Origin of the sequence: Rhodoferax ferrireducens (assembly GCF_003347515.1) — a bacterium.
In the GTDB taxonomy this organism is placed as follows: domain Bacteria; phylum Pseudomonadota; class Gammaproteobacteria; order Burkholderiales; family Burkholderiaceae_C; genus Rhodoferax.
In genome coordinates this window covers 17003-35804 of the sequence record NZ_QEII01000271.1, presented here as the reverse complement: position 1 = coordinate 35804, position 18802 = coordinate 17003, and the positions used below count along the sequence as shown (strand labels likewise).

Sequence of the window (18802 nt, the reverse complement as noted above, 5' to 3'; positions counted from 1 at the left end):
GGCTGCGGCAAAATCCACACCATGACTTCATTGCTTCGCTCTTTGCCGGGCACGAGCCCCCTGGTGCTCGATTCGCCGCACAGTGGAACGCGTTATCCCGCTGACTTCAATTTTTCGTGTGAACTGGCCGGGCTGCGCCGGGCCGAAGATACTCATGTGGAAAAGCTCTACGACTTTGTGCCTGAGCTGGGGGTGGCGTGGATTGAAGCCTACTTTCCGCGCAGCTACCTCGACGCCAATCGCAATACCACGGAGATCGACACCAGCCTGTTTGATGAAGCCTGGCCAGATCCGGTTGAGACCGACCCGGTGATCTTGTCCAAGGTCCGGCTCGGCAAGGGGCTGATCTGGCGCATGACGGATGACGGTATTGCCATTTACGACCGCCCGCTCTCGGTGGCCGAGGTGCGCGAGCGCATCGAGCGCTGCTGGGTGCCCTACCATGCGGCAGTGGGTGCGGCGATTGATGCGGCACATGCGCGCCATGGCTACAGCATTCACCTGAACTGCCATTCCATGCCGGCCGTGGCATCCAGCCACGCCACGGAATTTCCGGGGGAGGCGCATGCGGATTTTGTGATTGGCAATCGTGACGAGTCCACGGCCTCCGGTCTGCTTTCGCGGCAGATTTGCGAGCATCTGGCCGGCCTGGGCTATAGCGTGTCCTACAACCATCCCTACAAGGGGGTTGAGCTGGTGCGCCGCCACAGCGACCCGGCGCGCCAGCGCCACAGCATCCAGCTGGAAATCAACCGCAAGCTCTACATGGATGAGCAGACACTGGAAATCACCGAAGGTTTTGCGCTCTTGCAGACGAGTTTGCGTTCGCTGGTGGTGATGCTATTGCAGACCGACCCGCGGGTGCTTTAATTTTTTTTCACCAAGGCTGAAACATGGATCAGGTGGAGTGCGTCGTCATCGGCGCGGGTGTGGTTGGGCTGGCCGTGGCGCGCGCCTTGGCGCTGGCCGGGCGCGAGGTCTTGGTGCTGGAGGCGGCATCGGCCATCGGCACCGGCACCAGCTCGCGCAACAGCGAGGTGATTCATGCCGGCATTTATTACGCCGCCGGCTCCCTGAAGGCGCGGCTGTGTGTGCAGGGCAAGGCGATGTTGTACGACTACTGCGCCGAGCGCGGCATCGGCCATCGGCGTTGCGGCAAACTGCTGGTGGCCACCGCGCCGGCGCAGTTGGCGCAGCTGCAGGACGTGATCGACAAGGCTAGGCGCAATGGCGTTGACGATCTGGTGCTCTTGAGCGCTGCCCAAGCCCGGGCGCTGGAGCCCCAGTTGGCCTGCGAAGCGGCGGTCTACTCGCCCAGCACCGGCATTGTCGACAGCCATGGCCTGATGCTGGCGCTGCAGGGTGATGTCGAGAATGCCGGCGGCATTGTTGTGCTTAATTCGCCTCTAGCCCACGCCGAATATGCGCAAGGCGCTATTAATTTGGTGGCAAATGACGGTACGCAACTGCAGGCCAGCACAGTGCTGAACGCCGCGGGCCTGCAGGCGCCGGCCCTGGCGGGACGCTTCAAAGGGTTGGACCCGCGCCATGTGCCGCGCGCCTGGTTTGCCAAGGGCAATTACTTCACGCTGGCGGGCCGTGCGCCGTTCAGTCATCTGATTTATCCGCTGCCGCAAGCCGCCGGTTTGGGCGTGCACCTCACGCTCGATCTGGGTGGTCAGGCCAAGTTCGGCCCCGATGTGCAATGGGTCGAATCTCCCGATGATCTGGTGGTCGACCCGGCACGGGGCGATGCCTTTTATGCCGAGGTGCGCAAATACTGGCCATCGCTGGCGGACGGTGCGCTGATTCCGGGCTACGCCGGGATACGCCCCAAAATTCACGCTCCTGACCAGGCGGCGTGCGACTTTGTCATTCAGGGCCCGGCTGACCATGGCGTGCCGGGCCTCGTCAACCTGTTTGGCATTGAGTCGCCGGGCCTGACCAGCGCGCTGGCCATCGGGGACTATGTAAGGGATCTGCTCGCGGACCGCTCCGTCGCTGAGCTGTGAATAACCATCAGCGGTGGATCAGTGATTTCAAAATGTGGCCGGCGATACGGGGATTCTCTTTGAGCCTGCGCGTGCTGTAGCCGTACCAGTCTTTTCCGTAGGGAACATAGATGCGTACGCCAAACCCCATCTGCAACAGTTTGTCGCGCAGGGGTTCGCACACGCCCAGCAGCATTTGGAACTCAAACATCGATGGGTCTACGCCGCTGCTGCGGGCAAGCGCGATGGTTTGGTCGATAAGCTCGGTGTCGTGCGTGGCAATGGCCACAAACACTTCCATTGCAAAGCAGCGCGCAACATGGCGAAGGAAATGCGGATTGATGGCGCTACGGTCACGCGAGGCATCCATCACCAGGTGTGACGAATCTTCCAGATAGATGCCCTTGCAGATACGCAACTCGCTGCTATCACGCAAGAGTGTCTCCAGGTCCTGGTCGGTGCGCCGCAAGTAGGACTGCAATGCCAGGCTGACGTTGCCATGGCGCGCCTTGAGCCGCTGAAATAAATCGATTTCCGCTTGTGTGCAGCTGACATCCTCCATGTCAATACAAACTGAGCTAGTGTGGAGTTTGGCGGATTCGAGAAGTCGCTCCAGCATCTGTTCACATTGCGGCAGGTCCAGTAGCAAACCCATCGCGGTGGGCTTGACAGAAATGGTCGCATTCAGGTTATGGGTCTGAATGGCATTCAGCACCCGGATGTATTCGTCCGCAGTGTTTTGCGCCTCTTGCAAAGTAGAAACGGTTTCACCCAGCACGTCGACCGTGGCACGGTAGCCCACTGCATTCAGGTGGCGGATGCGTACAACGGCCTCGGCGAGGCTGTCACCAGCGATATAACGACGCGAGATTTTTTGAACCAGTGTGCGAGGGATCCAAGGGATGGCGCGGGCCACCCAAGTATTGAGGAGTTGCATGGGGGTATCCAAAAGAAAAAGCAAACGGCTTCACCCGGTCCGGCGTAATGCGTCGGCGAATTTCGGGCATAGCCAGGTGGCCCGTGCGAGCGTGCTCGCGCAGGCCAAGAGGCAGCATGCTGGCCAGGTGCACCAAGTGCACGGCAGCAATATGCGTTCAGCTAATCGTCAATGGAGGCCAGGCGGCTCGGTGCATGGGTTGCCTCAGTTTGCTCGTAGTGGCAGCCAACAGCACAGAAGGTGTTGGGGTGCGAGGCGCGATGATACCTGCGCCTTCAGTCCAGATGCTCCATGCGGATCGTTTTCACAAAACCCATCACCGAGGGCCACAGCTCCAACGCAGCCAGCGCGCCGCGCAGCACATGCTCTTGTGTCGGGTCGGTGAGCAGCACCATGGCGTTCAACGCCTGGTCGCTGGGATGGTCAAAGACTTCCAGTTGTTGCACCCGCACACCGGCCTCTGCCAAATGGCCCAGAATTTTCGGTACGGTACGCGTCTGGCTGGCAACGTCCAGCCGCAGGTAGTAACGGCTCACCACATCGGCAATGGCGGCCACGGCTAAGTCCACCATGGCAGTGGGTTGAAATGCGAGATAGGGCACCCGATGCCGGTGGGATGTGTCGGCTGTGCGGCACAAATCCACCAGGTCGGCAATGACGGCAGAGGCCGTCTGCTCGGAGCCCGCACCGGCGCCGTAGTACAGGGTGACACCGGCGGCGTCGCTCTTCACCATCACGGCGTTCATGGAACCGTTGACGTGCGCCAACAGATGGTCGGCGGCGATCAGCGTGGGGTGTACGCGCAGCTCCAGGCCCTGCGCGCCGCGTTTGGCAATGCCCAGTAGCTTGACGCGGTAGCCCAGGCGTTCGGCAAAGGCAATATCTGCTGACTCCAGTTGGGCGATGCCCTCGACATGGACCTTGTCAAACCGGGTGGGCACGCCAAACGCATTGGATGCCAGCAGCGTGAGTTTGTGCGCGGCGTCTGTGCCCTGCACATCGAACGCGGGGTCGGCCTCCGCAAAGCCCAGGCGCTGGGCATCGGCCAAGGCGTCGGCAAAACTCGCGCCCTTGGTCTTCATTTCCGAGAGGATGTAGTTGGTGGTGCCGTTGATGATGCCGGCGATCCATTCGATGCGGTTCGCAGTCATGCCTTCGCGCAGGGCCTTGATGATGGGGATGCTGACCGCCACCGCACCTTCATAGGCCACCACCACGCCCTGTGCCTGGGCTGCGGCAAAAATCTCGCTGCCGTGCAAGGCCAGCAGGGCCTTGTTGGCAGTGACCACGTGCTTGCCATTGGCGATCGCCTGCAGCACCAGTTCCTTGGCGATCGTCGTGCCGCCAATCACCTCGACCACTACGTCAATGTCCGGGTGGTTGACGACTTGAAACGGGTCATCCACCAGCACGGCGTCGCGGTCCACCAGGCTGGCGGCGCGGGCCAGGTTGCGCACGGCGACCATGGCTATCTCGATGCGTCGGCCGGATCGGGCTGCAATCAGATTCGCGTTGCGTTGCAGGACGCGGTAGGTGCCTGCGCCCACGGTGCCCAGGCCGAGCAGGCCGACACGCAGCGGGGGGTCGACTTGCGAGGGCGCAACACTGCCATGGTTGCGAACAGCAAAACTTGCATGAAGATCTTGGTACATAAAACTCTCCGAACAGTTGAGACCCCAGCTGCCTGTGCTGGGTTTGTTCAAAGAGATACACCAGTAGGCAGCCGGAACGGCCACCTGAACGACGCTCAGGCGGCCGTGTTCATAATGGTGGTAATCATGTGTGCGTCCATCGTCCGCGAAATTGCGGACATCCCAGCACCCGTCAAAACGCTGACGTTTGCTGGGGTAAGGGCTGGACTGCACAACATGGGTCAAGCATATCACGGCCTTTTTGGGCGGGCGGCCAGCAGCTAGACGGTATTTTTAATCAGCATTGCGGCCTGTTTGACCAAGTCTGGCCCTTTGTAGATCAAACCCGTATAGATTTGCACCACATCGGCGCCGGCCTTGATTTTGCTCACCGCATCCTCCGCGCTCATGACGCCGCCCACGCCGATGATGGGATAGCCTGTCCCTAAAGCGGCGCGCAGTTGCGTGATGATGCGGTTGCTCATGGCCAGCACCGGTGCGCCCGACAGGCCACCGGTTTCCTCGGCATGTGCCTGTCCCTTGACGGCGTCCCGGCTCAGCGTGGTGTTGGTGGCGATGACGCCGTCCATGCCGTGGCGCTTCAAGGTGGCAGCAATCACACCGACCTGGGCCTCGTCCAGGTCCGGCGCGATCTTCACGAAGATCGGGGTGCGTTTGCCGTGTTGCGTGGCCAGCGTTTCACGGCGTTGGGCAATGGCGCCCAGCAGGCCATCCAGCGCTTCATCGCTTTGCAGCGCGCGCAGATTTTTGGTGTTGGGGCTGGAGATATTGATGGTGACGTAGTCGGCGTAAGGGTAGACGCCGTCCAGGCAGGCCAGATAGTCATCCGTGGCATTTTCAATCGGCGTGGCAGCGTTCTTGCCGATGTTCAGACCCAGCAGCATCGGCGGCGGCGTTTTTGTCGCTGCAGCGCTCTGGCGTTGCCGGTACAAGGCGGAACGTTTGACGTTGGCAACAAAGGCGTCCAAGCCCTCGTTGTTGAAGCCCAGGCGGTTGATCAGCGCTTCGGCCTTGGGCAGGCGAAACATGCGGGGTTTCGGGTTGCCCGGCTGTGCCAGCGGCGTGACGGTGCCGACTTCGACGAAGCCGAAGCCCATGGCGCCCAGGCCATCAATGCAGCGGGCGTTCTTGTCCAGCCCGGCGGCCAGGCCGACCCGGTTCGGAAAAGTCAGGCCGGCCAGCGCAATCGGGTCGTCGACCCGGCCGGCACAAAAGGCCAGCTGGAAAGGGGTGCCTTGCACGGCCGCTAGGGATTTCAGCGTTAAGTCGTGGGCCGCCTCCGGGTCCAGGCTGAACAAAAACGGGCGGGCGAGGGCGTAGGGGACGAGAGACATTGGATAATTCCTGAATAGTTTTTGTACTTGGCTTCTTTAACTCACCCGATTTTCCCAGATGACAAACCTCAATTCCCAGCCCAACACCGTCTTGTCACAAGACGAACTCAAAACCCTGGTCGGTCAGGCTGCCCTTCAGTACGTGGTGCCCGGCGACATTGTCGGCGTGGGCACTGGCTCCACAGTCAATAAATTTATTGATGCACTGGCGGCTATGAAGGGCCAGATCAAGGGCGCAGTGTCCAGTTCGGTGGCCAGCACCGAGCGTTTGCTGGCGCTGGGCATTCCCGTGTTTGACTCCAATGATGTGGACGAGTTGTCGGTTTATATCGATGGTGCCGATGAGATCGACGGCCACGGCAACATGGTCAAGGGCGGCGGCGCGGCACTGACACGCGAGAAGATCGTGGCCGCCCAGTCGCGCAAGTTTGTCTGCATTGCGGACGAGTCCAAACTGGTGCAGACCCTGGGCAAGTTCCCCCTGCCGGTCGAGGTGATTCCGATGGCGGCCAAGCGCGTGATGCGCCAGTTTTCGGCCATGGGTGGTCAGGCGCAGATCCGCCTGAAAGACGGCCAGCCCCTGGTGACGGACAACGGCCAGATCATTGTGGATGTGACGGGCTTGCAGATTGCCGATCCGCTGGCCTTTGAGTCTCAGGTCAGCCAGTGGCCGGGTGTGGTGACGGTTGGCGTGTTCGCCTTCCAGAAAGCCCAGGTTTGCCTGCTGGGCACGGTCAGTGGCGTCAAAACGCTGACCTTCTAGACGGCACTTCTGTAAAGTCGCAATGACGTTATATGTGTTCTAAAACGTGATGCCTGCCGGATTGGCCGGGGGGGCCACTGCTGGGCGGCTGGGCGCTGCAGGAGCACGCGGGGCCTGCGTCTCTTCAGGCTTGGCGGCGGGTGCCGGTTTTTGCACCGCAACCAAGGGTGTGGCTGCGGGGCCGCGGTAGCTGGCGGGCAAGACCGAAGCTTTCGGGTAGCCGGCGGCGTCCAAAAACTGCGTCCACTCCGCATCCGAGTAGCCCTTGATCTGCTGGCCGCCGATGGTCAAAAAGGGCAACGAACTTTCGCCGCTGATGCGTTGCAGCGCGTCGGAATCTTCGCTGGTGCTAACGGTCTTCTCGGCAAAGGGGATGCCACGACTGCTGAGCAGCGCGCGACCCGAGCCACAGGGTGCACAGTTGCTGGACGTGTACAGGGTCACCGGGTATTTGCTGGCGACTTGGCGCAACTCGAACGGCAGCGCCGTGCCTCCACTGCCCAGTGGCTTGCCGCCAGCGCCCGTGGCCGTGGCTTGCTCGGACGCGGCCGGTGGCTTGTCGGAGAAGGTCACCTTGCCGTCGGGCCCGACCACTCGGTAGACCGTCTGGGCCTGCGCCTGGCCTGCCATCAGCAGCACGGCAGCACAAACAACCCGGATTTTCTGGCTGGTTTGATGGCTTGTGTTTCTCAAGATCGACCCCTTCACTTTGGTTCAGACATGCCCTGATGGCGCAGCAAGGCTTCCAGACTTGGTTCACGCCCGCGAAAAGCCTTGAACGACTCAATGGCGGGGCGGCTGCCACCGGCTTCCAGAATAGCCTGGCGGTATTTTCTGCCAGTCTCGACATTGGGCAAGCCGTCGCTGCCTACGGTTTCCTCAAAGGCGGCGTAGGCATCGGCGCTCAGCACCTCTGCCCATTTATAGCTGTAGTAACCGGCAGCATAGCCGCCGGCAAAAATATGGCTGAAGGTGTGGGCCGTGCGGCTCCATTCTGGCGGCTGCAGCACCGCCACTTCGGCGCGAACCTGATTCAGCAGAGGCATCAAGTCCTGCGCAGGGTCGTGGGCTGTGTGCAGCAGCATGTCGAACAGTGAAAACTCGATTTGGCGCAGGGTCTGCATGCCGCTCTGGAAGTTCTTGGCGGCCAGCATCTTGTCGAACAGCGCGCGCGGCAGCGGCTCGCCGGTCTCCACATGCGCGGTCATGTGGCGCAGAACGTCCCATTCCCAGCAGAAGTTTTCCATAAACTGGCTGGGCAATTCCACCGCGTCCCACTCCACGCCGCTGATGCCTGACACGTCGTGTTCATTGACCTGTGTCAGCAGGTGATGCAATCCGTGGCCGAATTCGTGAAACAGCGTGGTGACATCGTCGTGCGTCAGCAAGGCGGGTTTGCCGTCCACGCCGGTTGCGAAGTTGCAGACCAGATGGGCCACCGGCGTTTGCAGCTGGTGCGTGTCGGGGCGCAACCAGCGGGTTCGCACGTCGTCCATCCACGCGCCGCCGCGTTTGCCGGTGCGGGCTGACGGGTCCAGATAGAACTGGCCGACCAGACTGCTGGCGCGCTCAATGCGGAAGAACTCGACACCGGGGTTCCACACCGGGGCCGTGTCTTTTTTGATGTTCACGTCAAACAGCGTTTCGACAATCTTGAACAGACCGGCCAAGACCTTGGGCGCCGGGAAGTACTGTTTGACTTCCTGCTCGCTGAAGGCGTAGCGCGCTTCCTTGAGTTTTTCGCTCACATACGGCCAGTCCCAAGCTTGTGGATTCGGCAGGTTCAGCGGTTGCACTGCAAACTCGCGCAGGTCGGCCAGGTCTTTCTCGGCGAACGGGCGCGCCTTGGTGGCGAGGTCGCGCAAAAAGGTGATGACGTGCTCTGGCGACTCGGCCATTTTGGGAACGACGGAGAGTTCACCAAAGTTGCGATAACCCAGCAGTTTGGCTTCTTCCAGCCGCAGGGCCAGCATCTCGGCAATCAGGGCGGAGTTGTCGAACTTGCGGGTCTCGGTGTCGGCCTGGTCGGAGGCACGGGTCACGTAGGCGCGATACAGTTTTTCGCGCAGGGCACTGCTGCGGGCAAACTGCATCACCGGCAGGTAGCACGGCATTTTCAGCGTGAGCTTGTAACCTTCCTTGTTCTCTGCTTTGGCCGCGGCCAAGGCGGCCTGCTTCACATCATCCGGCACGCCGTCCAGCTCTGAAGCATCGGCGTAGTAGGCAAAGGCGTCGGTGGCATCCAGCGCGTTCTCGCTGAACTTCTGGCCCAGCTCGGCCTGGCGCTCCTGAATGGCGGCAAAACGCTCGCGGTCGGCCCCCACCAGTTCCGCGCCGCCCAGCACAAAATTGCGCATGGCGTTCTTATGGGCCTGGCGTTGCTCGGCGTTGAGTGTGGCCAGGTCAATCGCCTTGTACTTGGCATACAGACGTTCGTCCGCCCCCAGTCGGGTGAAGAATTCGGTGATCTTGGGCAGGGCTTCGTTATAAGCGGCGCGTAGCTCGGGTGTGTCGGCCACGCTGTTCAAGTGGCTCACAACACCCCAGGCGCGCCCCAGTTTCTCAGTGGAGACATCCAGCACACTCGCAATGTCGGTCCAGCTTGCCGGAAAATCGGGCGCTGTCACGGTCTCCAACGCCGTATTGGCCTGAGTGAGCAATTGCTCAATGGCCGGCGCGACGTGTTCGGGGGCGATCCGGTCAAACAGGGGAAGATCGTCAAAAGAAAGCAGGGGGTTGTTCATAAGTGCTTATTTTGCGGCGCGTTCGGCGGCTTCAAGGGTGTTGACCAGCAACATCGTAATGGTCATGGGACCGACCCCACCGGGCACCGGGGTAATGAAGCTGGCTACTTCCTTGACACCGGCAAAGTCCACGTCACCACACAGCTTGCCTTCGTCGTTGCGGTTCATGCCGACGTCGATGACCACCGCGCCGGGCTTGACCATGTCGGCCGTCAGCACATTGCGCTTGCCGACCGCCGCGACGATCACGTCGGCCTGTCGGGTGTGGTAACCGATGTCGGTGGTGGCGCTATGGCAAACGGTGACCGTGGCGTTGGCTTGCAGCAGCAACAGCGCCATCGGTTTGCCCACGGTGTTGCTGCGGCCAATGACGACCGCGTGTTTGCCGCGCAAATCGAGGCCGGTGCTCTCGATCAGTTTCATGCAGCCATAGGGCGTGCAGGGTCGAAAGCCGGGCTGGCCAGTCATCAATTCACCGGCGCTCAAGGTGGCATAGCCGTCCACGTCTTTGGCGGTGGAAATGGCTTCAATCACTTTGTGCGGGTTGATGTGTTTGGGCAAAGGCATCTGCACCAGAATGCCGTGGATGCTCGGGTCCACATTGAGCGCGGCGATGCGTGCCAGCAGCTCGACCTCCGACAGGGTGGCGTCGAACTTCTCAAAGATCGAGTGAACACCGGTATCCGAACAGCCTTTGACCTTGTTGCGCACGTAGACGGCGCTGGCCGGGTCTTCACCCACCAGAATGACCGCCAGGCCGGGCGTGACGCCGCGGGCCTTGAGTGCCAGCACACGGGTGGCGACGTCCGCGCGCAGGCGGGCGGAGAGGGCGATGCCATCAATGAGTTGGCCACGTTGTTGGGTTGTCATAGTTTCAATTCCACAAGTAAAAAAGCCCGCTAGTGCTTACTGGGCGGGCGTAGATAGCTATAAATTAAGTAGCGTCAGGCTTTGGCGGCGGCTTGTCCCAAAGCAATTTTCAGGAGATCCGCCACGGTATTGGCGTTGAGCTTTTCCATGATGTTGGCGCGGTGCGCCTCCACCGTCTTGATGCTGATGCCCAGATCGTCGGCAATCTGCTTGTTCAGGCGCCCGGCCACAATGCGCTCCAGCACCTGCGCTTCGCGCAGCGTCAGGCGGGCCATGAGCACGCCACGGCTGGCTGCGCTCTGGTGCTCGGCAAAGGAGTCTTTGGCCTGGTCCAGCATGCGTTCCACCAGCGCCAGCAATTGGTCTTCCTTGAACGGCTTCTGGATGAAGTCCATCGCGCCTTTTTTCATGGTGTCCACGGCCATGGGCACGTCGCCGTGGCCGGTGATGAACACGATGGGTAGCGGTGAGTGGGCCTCGATCAGGCGGCTTTGCAACTCAAGGCCGGTCATGCCGCCCATGCGGATGTCCACAATCAGACAAGCCACCTCGCGCGCGTCGTAGCGGCTCAAAAATGACTCGGCGGATTCAAAGCAGCGAACGCGGTAGTCCTTGCCTTCCAGCAGCCATTGAAGCGAGTCGCGGACCGCTTCGTCGTCGTCCACCACGTAAACCGTGCCCTTTTTAGGTATCAAACTCATGTTTTACTCTGGCGTCCTTGGTTGTTTTAGCGGCAGCTGTGCCCTGATCGACATGGATTCCGTGACGGGAATCCAGAACGAGAAACAGCACCCTGTTACCTCGTCGCCATTGTAGAGGTTCTGGGCTTTCATTCGGCCCATGTGCGATTCCACGATCGAGCGGCACAGACTCAGGCCGATGCCCATGCCGTCGGCCTTGGTTGAATAAAAAGCTTCATACAGGCGCGCCATCACTTCGGGCGCGAGTCCCTTGCCCGAGTCGACGACCTTGAACTCAATCACCGGTTTGTCATCCACCAGCGTGGGAGCCACCCGCAATTTGACGCTGCGTTGCGCCGTGGGTCGCTGGGCCGAGTCAATCGATTCGGCCGCATTCTTGAGCAGGTTGACCAGTACCTGCTCGATCAGAATCGGGTCTACCAGCAGGGTTGGCATGCGCGGTGCCACGTAGTGCGTCAGCCGCACGTTGCGACGACGCAGTTCAATCTCGGCCAGTTCAACCGCCTCGTCCACCATGCCCGAGATATTCGCCACGGAACGATTGGGCTCGCTGCGTTTGACGAACGAGCGAATGCGCTGGATGATCTGACCGGCCCGGTGTGCTTGTTTGGCGGTTTTTTCCAGCGCACCCAACAAATCCTCTTCACTGATCTGCTTGGCCTTGATGCGCGACACCATGCCATTGCAGTAGTTGTTGATGGCGGTGAGCGGCTGGTTCAGCTCATGTGCCACGCTGGACGCCATTTCGCCCATGGTGATCAAGCGGCTGGCGGTCTGGGCCCGCTCGGTCTGCGCCGCCGATTGTTCCTCGGCAAGACGGCGCGCCGTGATGTCGGTGGCAATTACCATCTGCGCCAGGCGTCCATCGACCCAGCTCAGGTACCGGGTGCGAACCTCCAGCCATTTGCCCAGGGTTTCCAGATAGATCTCGGCGCTTTCGGCTTCCGTGTCGGGCAGCAGGTTGGTCGGCAGGCCGGCGAAGGCGTCGACGTTGTCCAGGGACTCGTCGCTGGGGTGCGTCTCGGGCACGCCCGCCTGGGCGACGAGCTGCAGATGGCCGCCCGCCTGGGTGCCAAACCAGAGCCGGTATAGCTTGTTGGCAAACAACAATTCGTCACTGCCCAGTGGTGCCACCGAGATGGATGCGTCCAGCGCTTCCAACACGGTCGTGAAGCGTTCATGTGACGCCGACAGTTGTTCTCGAATCCGGTTGGGTTCGGTAATGTCGGTCATCGAGGTCATCCAGCCGGTCTGAATGCCACGGGCGTCTATCAGTGGTGAGACATACAGCCGGGCGTCAAAGATGGTCCCGTCCGGGCGCTTCACGCGCACCTGAATGCCGCCCGGCAGGGTCTTGCCGGCCAGCTCTTCCTCCAGCCGCGAGGCCAGTGAATCACGATCTTCTTCCGGCCAATAGGGGAAGGGCGCGGTTTGCCCCACCAGGTCGGACTCACTCCAGCCGGTCATCTGGCAAAAAGCCGCATTGACGTAAGTGATGCGACCTTGCATATCCAGCGCCCGCATGCCGGTCAGCATGGAGTTTTCCATGGCGCGGCGGAAGCTTGTTTCCAATATCAGCGTATGCTGGACTTTCATGCGACGGCGGGTATGGCGCCAATTGGCGATCAGCATCCAGGCCGTCATGCCGCTCAGGACGGCGACCAGCCAGAACAGACCGCTGCCGATCACGCCCAGCGACGTCCGATACGCCTGGCCCCGTATCACGAGCCCATTGCCCACGGGCGACACCGGCACTTCGTAGGCGTTGGCCGGAGGGGCCCAGGGCGACAGGCTGGCGGCCCGCTTGCGCGACGGAATGCTGGTACCGGCCAGGAGGCCCCCGTTGGCGTCGTGGAATGAGACCGCATAGCGCGCCGACACCTCGGCCGGAACACCGTAGCGAAACAAGCCGTCGACGGAATATTCGGCCAGCAAAATACCTGCAAAACCGGCCCGGTCGTTCAAAGGGATGTGCAGTTGCAGCGTGCCAGGGGTGTCCGCCACCGCCACACTTTGCGAATAAATCGGTTGCTGGAGTTCCTGAGTCAGTCGAAAGGTATTTTCGGTGTCTCCCGCCTTAAGGGTGCTTCCCACTGTTCGGAGCTGATTGGGCGCCAGGCTGGCGGTGCCGAAGCTCGCTTTGACGCGCTTGCGGTTGTCAATCCAGGTCATGCCCTGCAATTCGGGGTACTGGTTGACCATCGCCTCCGCCCGACTCTGGAACTCGTCGACATCGAGCTCACGGTTGGACATTTCGCGGGCGATGCGCATGAGCTGCTCTTGCCGCTCCAGCAGACGCAGACGAAGGCGCTGTTGCGTGTATTCCACATCCCTCTGGACCGCTTCCTGTTCACGGTCAATTTCTTCCAGGCGCAAATAACCAAACACCGCCACGATGGCGGCCAGGAACAGGAGTACCGCGGCAAGCGGCGCCAGCACCGCGAAACGATCCTGCCGTTGCGGTGTCAAGCGCTGCCACCAACTCTGCAAGCCGGCCACAGGGGGGAGCTTCATGGGATTGGGAAATGATATCGGACGGGGCAAAGGCATGGATCAAGTGTAGGTGACGCACTGTTCCGATGAGACATCGTGGCTATTTCAAACGTGTCTGTCAAATTGTTTCTATTTCTTAATATGAAATGTTTAAGCGCCATTTGAAATTTCCAAATAAATATGAGAAAATTAAATCGTCGTGTTAAAAATCGCAATTAGTTAGAAAAACCTAGGAGACAAGCATGTCAGCAGTTCCCGAGAACCTATCAGGCTCTACCGCGCAAGACGCGGACAGCCAGGAAACCCGAGAGTGGATGGACGCCCTGTCCGCCGTGATTCAGAGCGAGGGCCCCGAGCGCGCTCATTTCTTGCTGGAGCAGTTGCTGGAGCATGCCCGCCAGAGCAGCATTGACATGCCGTTCTCAGCCAACACGGGCTATGTCAACACCATTGAGGTGGATCAGGAAGAGCGTTGTCCCGGTAATATCGAGATCGAGGAGCGCCTGCGTTCCTACATGCGCTGGAACGCCATGGCCATGGTGGTCAAGGCCAATCGCCATCACCCGGTGGATGGCGGCGATCTGGGCGGCCACATCGGCTCGTTCGCCTCGCTGGCCCACATGTTTGGCGCCGGCTTCAATCATTTCTGGCACGCCGAGAGTGAAAACCACGGCGGTGATTGCCTCTACATTCAGGGTCACGTTTCGCCGGGCGTTTATGCCCGCGCTTACCTCGAAGGGCGGCTGACCGAAGAGCAGTTGCTCAACTTCCGACAAGAGGTCGGCGGCAAAGGCCTGTCCAGCTACCCGCACCCCAAGCTGATGCCCGAGTTCTGGCAGTTCCCCACGGTGTCCATGGGGCTGGGTCCGCTGATGGCGATTTACCAGGCGCGCTTCTTGAAGTACCTGCACGCCCGGGGTATTGCCGATACCGCGAACCGCAAGGTCTGGGTATTCTGCGGTGACGGCGAAATGGACGAGGTGGAGTCTTTGGGTGCCATCGGATTGGCTGCCCGCGAAAAGCTGGATAACCTGATTTTCGTCATCAACTGCAACCTGCAGCGCCTGGATGGCCCGGTGCGGGGCAACGGCAAGATCGTGCAAGAGCTTGAAGGCGAGTTCCGTGGCGCTGGCTGGAACGTGATCAAGCTGTTGTGGGGCAGCGATTGGGATCCTCTGCTGGCGCGAGATAAAGAAGGCGCTTTGAAGAAACTGATGATGGACACGCTGGACGGCGACTACCAGTCGTTCAAGGCCAATGACGGTGCCTACGTGCGCAAGCATTTCTTTGGCCGTGACCCGAAAACGCTGGAGATGGTCGCGCACATGAGCGACGACGAGATCTGGGCCTTGCGCCGCGGCGGCCACGATCCGAAAAAGGTCTATGCCGCTTACGCCGCCGCCGTCAAGCACGAAGGCCAGCCGACTGTGCTGCTGATCAAGACCGTCAAGGGTTTTGGCATGGGCAAGAGTGGTGAAGGCAAGAACAATGTGCACCAGACCAAGAAGTTGACGGACGAAGACATCAAGATCTTCCGCGACCGCTTCAACATCCCAATCCCTGACAGCCAGCTGGCCGAGATTCCGTTCTACAAGCCGGCCGACGACACACCCGAGATGAAGTATCTGCACGAGCGCCGCCAGGCCCTCGGTGGCTATCTGCCGCACCGCCGCACCAAGGCCGATGAGCAATTTACTGTGCCCTCGCTGGAGACGTTCAAGTCGGTGATGGAGCCCACCGCCGAAGGCCGCGAAATCTCGACCACGCAGGCCTATGTGCGCTTCCTGACAACGCTCTTGCGTGATCAGGCCTTGGGCCCGCGTGTGGTGCCGATTCTGGTGGACGAGGCCCGCACCTTCGGTATGGAAGGCCTGTTCCGCCAGATCGGCATTTACAACCCGGAAGGCCAGAAATACACGCCAGTCGACAAAGACCAGGTGATGTACTACAAGGAAGACAAGAAGGGTCAGATCCTGCAGGAAGGCATTAACGAAGCCGGCGGCATGAGCAGCTGGATTGCAGCGGCCACCAGCTACAGCACCAACAACCGCATCATGGTGCCGTTCTACGTGTACTACTCGATGTTCGGCTTCCAGCGCATTGGCGATCTGGCCTGGGCGGCCGGCGACATGCAGGCGCGCGGCTTCCTGCTGGGCGGCACCTCGGGGCGCACCACGCTCAACGGCGAAGGCTTGCAGCACGAAGACGGCCACAGCCACATCATGGCGGGCACGATTCCGAACTGCGTCAGCTACGACCCAACCTTCGCGCATGAAGTCGGCGTCATCCTGCACCATGGCCTCAAACGCATGGTGGAGAAGCAGGACAATGTGTATTACTACATCACGCTGTTGAATGAAAACTACCCCATGCCTGGCCTCACCGCCGGCACCGAGGAGCAGATCATCAAGGGCATGTACCTGTGCAAGCCAGGCGCCGCGTCTGCGTCGGCTGCTCCGCGCGTGCAACTGTTGGGCTCGGGCACCATCCTGCGTGAATCGATTGCCGCGCAAGAGTTGCTGGAGCAAGACTGGGGTGTCGCCGCCGATGTCTGGAGCTGCCCCAGCTTTAACGAACTGACCCGCGAAGGCCAGGACGCCGAGCGCTACAACCTGCTGCACCCGGCTGCCGAGCAACGTGTGTCGTTTGTCGGGCAACAACTGGCAGCATCGACCGGCCCCGTCGTGGCGTCTACCGACTACATGAAGGCTTATGCCGAGCAGATTCGTCCGTTTATTCCCAAGGGTCGCACCTACAAAGTGTTGGGCACCGATGGTTTTGGTCGCAGCGATTTCCGCAGCAAGCTGCGTGAGCACTTCGAGATCAATCGCCACTACATCGTCGTGGCCGCGCTCAAGGCCTTGAGTGAAGACGGCACCGTGCCGGTCGCCAAAGTGGTGGAAGCGATTGCCAAATACGGCATTCAGACCGACAAGGTCAATCCGCTGTACGCCTAATAACAAGAACGCAAGGAGACACGCATGTCTTTAATAGAAATCAAAGTGCCGGATATCGGCGACTTCGCCGAAGTGACCGTGATTGAGTTGATGGTCAAACCAGGCGACACGGTGAAAGCCGAGCAGTCCCTGATCACCGTCGAGTCCGATAAAGCCTCCATGGAAATTCCGTCCAGCCATGCCGGCGTGGTCAAGGAACTCCGGGTGGGCTTGGGCGACAAGGTGAAAGAAGGCTCCCTGGTGCTGATGCTGGAAGTGGCGGATGCGGCTGGGGCGGCTGCCACGCCAGCGCCTGCTGCAGCGGCGCCTGTCGCACCTGTTTCAGAGAAAAAACAGGCTGCAGCCCCCGTCGCTTCTGCGCAGGCAGCTACTACTTCCGTAGCGGCCAGTAGTGGCCCGATCGAGGTGCGCGTGCCCGACATTGGCGACTTCAAGGACGTAGCCGTGATCGAGATCATGGTCAAGCCGGGCGACAACATCCGCGTGGAGCAGTCTTTGGTCACGGTCGAGTCCGACAAGGCGGCGATGGAGATCCCGTCCAGTGCCGCCGGTGTGCTCAAGGAACTCAAGATCAAGGTTGGCGACAAGGTCAATATTGGCGACTTGCTGGCGATTCTGGAAGGCGCAGCACCTGCGGCTGCCTCGGCACCGGCTGCGCCTGTTGCAGCAGCTGCACAGGCAGGTGCCGCCGTGGCGGCGGCCCCGGCTGCCGCTGCTGCATCCGCCCCCACGGCCGCTGCGCAGACGGTTCCCGCCCACACTCCTGGCGCGGCGCCGCTGGGTCTGCCCCATGCCTCGCCCTCCGTGCGCAAGTTCGCCCGCGAGCTCGGTGTGCCTTTGAACGAGGTTAAAGGTAGTGGCCTCAAAGGTCGCATCACCGACGCCGACGTGCAATCGTTCACCCGTTCCGTGATGAGCGGTGCCATTCAAACGCTGGCCGCCAGCGCTCAGTCCAAGAGCGCTGCAGGCGGCAACGACGGTGCGGGCCTGGGCCTGATTCCGTGGCCAAAGGTGGATTTCACCAAGTTCGGTCCGACCGAGCGCAAGGAGATGTCGCGCATCAAGAAGATCAGCGGCGCCAACCTGTTGCGCAACGCCATCATGATTCCGGCCGTCACCAACCATGACGACTGCGACATCACCGACCTGGAAGCCTTCCGCGTTTCCACCAACAAGGAAAACGAGAAGTCGGGCGTCAAGGTCACCATGCTGGCCTTCCTGATCAAGGCCTGCGTGGCGGCGCTCAAGAAGTTTCCCGAGTTCAACAGCTCGCTCGACGGCGATGCGCTGATTTACAAGCAGTACTTCCACATCGGTTTTGCCGCCGATACGCCCAATGGCCTGATGGTGCCGGTGATCAAGGATGCCGACAAAAAAGGCATTATGCAAATCTCGATCGAGATGGGCGAGCTGGCCAAAAAGGCACGCGATGGCAAGCTGAGTCCGGCCGAAATGTCGGGCGCCTCCTTCACCATTTCCAGCCTGGGCGGCATTGGCGGGCGTTATTTCACGCCCATCATCAATGCACCCGAGGTGGCGATTCTGGGGGTCTGCAAATCGACCATCCAGCCGGTGTGGGATGGCAAGGCCTTCCAGCCGCGCCTGATGTTGCCGCTGAGCCTGACCTGGGATCACCGCGTGATCGACGGGGCCGCGGCGGCGCGCTTCAACGTTTATCTGGGCCAGATCCTGGGCGACTTCCGCCGGGTCCTGCTATGACGAACCCGACGGTTTCTTACCCGCTGTCGGAGCGCTCGGAGTGACCACCGTTGTCGTTGTCAAGAAGGCCGGGCAAGTGGCCATCGCGGCGGACACGCTGGTGACTTTTGGCGATACCCGCCTGAGTCACCGGTTTGAGCCCAATAGCAAGCTGTTCAAGGTGGATACGCCGGCGGGCCCGAGCTATGTGGGCGTGGCCGGTACCGTGGCGCACTTTCCGGTGCTGCGCAAGGCCATGACGGCCCTGCCCAAGGACCAGCTCAAGCTGGGCAGCAAGGACGAAGTGTTTGACACGTTCACCCGGCTGCACCCGCTGCTGAAGGAAACGTTTTTCCTGCAGACCAAGGAAGACGACAACGACCCCTACGAGTCCAGCCAGTTCAGCGTGCTGATTGCGAATGCCACCGGCATTTATGGCCTGTACAGCTACCGCGAAGTGTTTGAATTCAATGAATTCTGGGGCATTGGCTCCGGGCGCGGCTTTGCGCTGGGCGCCATGCACGCAAGCTGGGGCAGCGCCAAGACGGCGCGCGAACTGGCCAGCATCGGCGTTCACGCCGGCTGCGAATTTGACAAAAATTCCGCCGGACCGATTGAAGTGTTCACGGTCAAGTTGAAGAAGTAATAAAGAGAGACACCAC

Annotated in this window: 14 protein-coding genes; 6 read left to right on the top strand and 8 right to left on the bottom strand. The window is 60.8% G+C overall.

Annotation, left to right across the window (positions count from 1 at the left end):
- The first annotated feature begins 21 nt into the window (after nt 1-21).
- Both C5P05_RS12845 and C5P05_RS12840 read left to right on the top strand, forming a co-directional pair.
- A complete protein-coding gene (locus C5P05_RS12845; RefSeq protein ID WP_114970245.1) occupies nt 22-870 on the top strand; it encodes an N-formylglutamate amidohydrolase in 849 nt (282 codons plus the stop codon).
- A 23-nt stretch (nt 871-893) separates the two neighbouring features.
- Nucleotides 894-2012: an NAD(P)/FAD-dependent oxidoreductase gene (locus tag C5P05_RS12840; RefSeq protein WP_114970244.1), complete on the top strand. Its 1119-nt coding sequence runs from the start codon at nt 894-896 to the stop codon at nt 2010-2012.
- A gap of 7 nt (nt 2013-2019) precedes the next feature.
- Here C5P05_RS12840 and C5P05_RS12835 read toward each other — a convergent pair whose 3' ends face one another.
- From C5P05_RS12835 to C5P05_RS12825, 3 genes are all read right to left on the bottom strand, one after another.
- Nucleotides 2020-2928 carry a proline dehydrogenase family protein gene (locus tag C5P05_RS12835; protein ID WP_114970243.1) on the bottom strand — a complete coding sequence of 303 codons (909 nt, stop codon included), beginning with the start codon at nt 2926-2928 and terminating at the stop codon, nt 2020-2022.
- A gap of 275 nt (nt 2929-3203) precedes the next feature.
- Complete coding sequence (locus tag C5P05_RS12830) at nt 3204-4580, bottom strand: homoserine dehydrogenase (RefSeq protein WP_114970264.1); 1377 nt, start codon at nt 4578-4580, stop codon at nt 3204-3206.
- Between the two features lie 260 nt (nt 4581-4840).
- Nucleotides 4841-5914, bottom strand: a complete 1074-nt coding sequence (locus C5P05_RS12825; protein WP_114970242.1) for a quinone-dependent dihydroorotate dehydrogenase — start codon at nt 5912-5914, stop codon at nt 4841-4843.
- 58 nt (nt 5915-5972) lie between these two features.
- On the opposite strand from C5P05_RS12825, the gene rpiA reads away from it, so the two are divergent.
- Nucleotides 5973-6677, top strand: a complete 705-nt coding sequence (rpiA, locus tag C5P05_RS12820) for a ribose-5-phosphate isomerase RpiA (RefSeq protein ID WP_114970241.1) — start codon at nt 5973-5975, stop codon at nt 6675-6677.
- Nucleotides 6678-6716: 39 nt separating this feature from the next.
- Here the strand turns inward: rpiA and C5P05_RS12815 are convergent, their stop codons facing one another.
- The 5 genes from C5P05_RS12815 to C5P05_RS12795 all read right to left on the bottom strand — a co-directional run bounded on the left by C5P05_RS12815 (nt 6717) and on the right by C5P05_RS12795 (nt 13542).
- A complete protein-coding gene (locus tag C5P05_RS12815) occupies nt 6717-7307 on the bottom strand; it encodes a glutaredoxin family protein (RefSeq protein WP_114970263.1) in 591 nt (196 codons plus the stop codon).
- Nucleotides 7308-7381: 74 nt separating this feature from the next.
- On the bottom strand, nt 7382-9421 hold the full coding sequence (locus C5P05_RS12810; RefSeq protein ID WP_114970240.1) for a M3 family metallopeptidase: 2040 nt from the start codon (nt 9419-9421) through the stop codon (nt 7382-7384).
- A gap of 6 nt (nt 9422-9427) precedes the next feature.
- Complete coding sequence (folD, locus tag C5P05_RS12805) at nt 9428-10291, bottom strand: bifunctional methylenetetrahydrofolate dehydrogenase/methenyltetrahydrofolate cyclohydrolase FolD (RefSeq protein WP_114970239.1); 864 nt, start codon at nt 10289-10291, stop codon at nt 9428-9430.
- 74 nt (nt 10292-10365) lie between these two features.
- A complete protein-coding gene (locus tag C5P05_RS12800) occupies nt 10366-10992 on the bottom strand; it encodes a response regulator transcription factor (protein ID WP_114970238.1) in 627 nt (208 codons plus the stop codon).
- Between the two features lie 3 nt (nt 10993-10995).
- On the bottom strand, nt 10996-13542 hold the full coding sequence (locus C5P05_RS12795) for a PAS domain-containing sensor histidine kinase (RefSeq protein WP_114970237.1): 2547 nt from the start codon (nt 13540-13542) through the stop codon (nt 10996-10998).
- A 185-nt stretch (nt 13543-13727) separates the two neighbouring features.
- Between C5P05_RS12795 and aceE the strand changes: the two genes are divergently transcribed.
- The 3 genes from aceE to C5P05_RS12780 are packed head-to-tail and all read left to right on the top strand — an operon-like array spanning nt 13728 to nt 18786.
- Nucleotides 13728-16442 carry a pyruvate dehydrogenase (acetyl-transferring), homodimeric type gene (gene aceE / locus C5P05_RS12790; protein WP_114970236.1) on the top strand — a complete coding sequence of 905 codons (2715 nt, stop codon included), beginning with the start codon at nt 13728-13730 and terminating at the stop codon, nt 16440-16442.
- 24 nt (nt 16443-16466) lie between these two features.
- The gene (gene aceF, locus C5P05_RS12785; protein WP_114970235.1) at nt 16467-18161 is read left to right on the top strand and encodes a dihydrolipoyllysine-residue acetyltransferase; all 1695 of its coding nucleotides are present in this window, start codon (nt 16467-16469) and stop codon (nt 18159-18161) included.
- A 40-nt stretch (nt 18162-18201) separates the two neighbouring features.
- A complete protein-coding gene (locus tag C5P05_RS12780; RefSeq protein ID WP_114970234.1) occupies nt 18202-18786 on the top strand; it encodes an MFS transporter in 585 nt (194 codons plus the stop codon).
- Nucleotides 18787-18802: the final 16 nt, after the last annotated feature.

Bases quoted from the DNA above. Each gene is read 5' to 3' on its own strand.
- C5P05_RS12845 (WP_114970245.1), top strand. From the start codon at position 22: ATGACTTCATTGCTTCGCTCTTTGCCGGGCACGAGCCCCCTGGTGCTC.
- C5P05_RS12840 (WP_114970244.1), top strand. From the start codon at position 894: ATGGATCAGGTGGAGTGCGTCGTCATCGGCGCGGGTGTGGTTGGGCTG.
- C5P05_RS12835 (WP_114970243.1), bottom strand. From the start codon at position 2,928: ATGCAACTCCTCAATACTTGGGTGGCCCGCGCCATCCCTTGGATCCCT.
- C5P05_RS12830 (WP_114970264.1), bottom strand. From the start codon at position 4,580: ATGTACCAAGATCTTCATGCAAGTTTTGCTGTTCGCAACCATGGCAGT.
- C5P05_RS12825 (WP_114970242.1), bottom strand. From the start codon at position 5,914: ATGTCTCTCGTCCCCTACGCCCTCGCCCGCCCGTTTTTGTTCAGCCTG.
- rpiA (WP_114970241.1), top strand. From the start codon at position 5,973: ATGACAAACCTCAATTCCCAGCCCAACACCGTCTTGTCACAAGACGAA.
- C5P05_RS12815 (WP_114970263.1), bottom strand. From the start codon at position 7,307: ATGGCAGGCCAGGCGCAGGCCCAGACGGTCTACCGAGTGGTCGGGCCC.
- C5P05_RS12810 (WP_114970240.1), bottom strand. From the start codon at position 9,421: ATGAACAACCCCCTGCTTTCTTTTGACGATCTTCCCCTGTTTGACCGG.
- folD (WP_114970239.1), bottom strand. From the start codon at position 10,291: ATGACAACCCAACAACGTGGCCAACTCATTGATGGCATCGCCCTCTCC.
- C5P05_RS12800 (WP_114970238.1), bottom strand. From the start codon at position 10,992: ATGAGTTTGATACCTAAAAAGGGCACGGTTTACGTGGTGGACGACGAC.
- C5P05_RS12795 (WP_114970237.1), bottom strand. From the start codon at position 13,542: ATGCCTTTGCCCCGTCCGATATCATTTCCCAATCCCATGAAGCTCCCC.
- aceE (WP_114970236.1), top strand. From the start codon at position 13,728: ATGTCAGCAGTTCCCGAGAACCTATCAGGCTCTACCGCGCAAGACGCG.
- aceF (WP_114970235.1), top strand. From the start codon at position 16,467: ATGTCTTTAATAGAAATCAAAGTGCCGGATATCGGCGACTTCGCCGAA.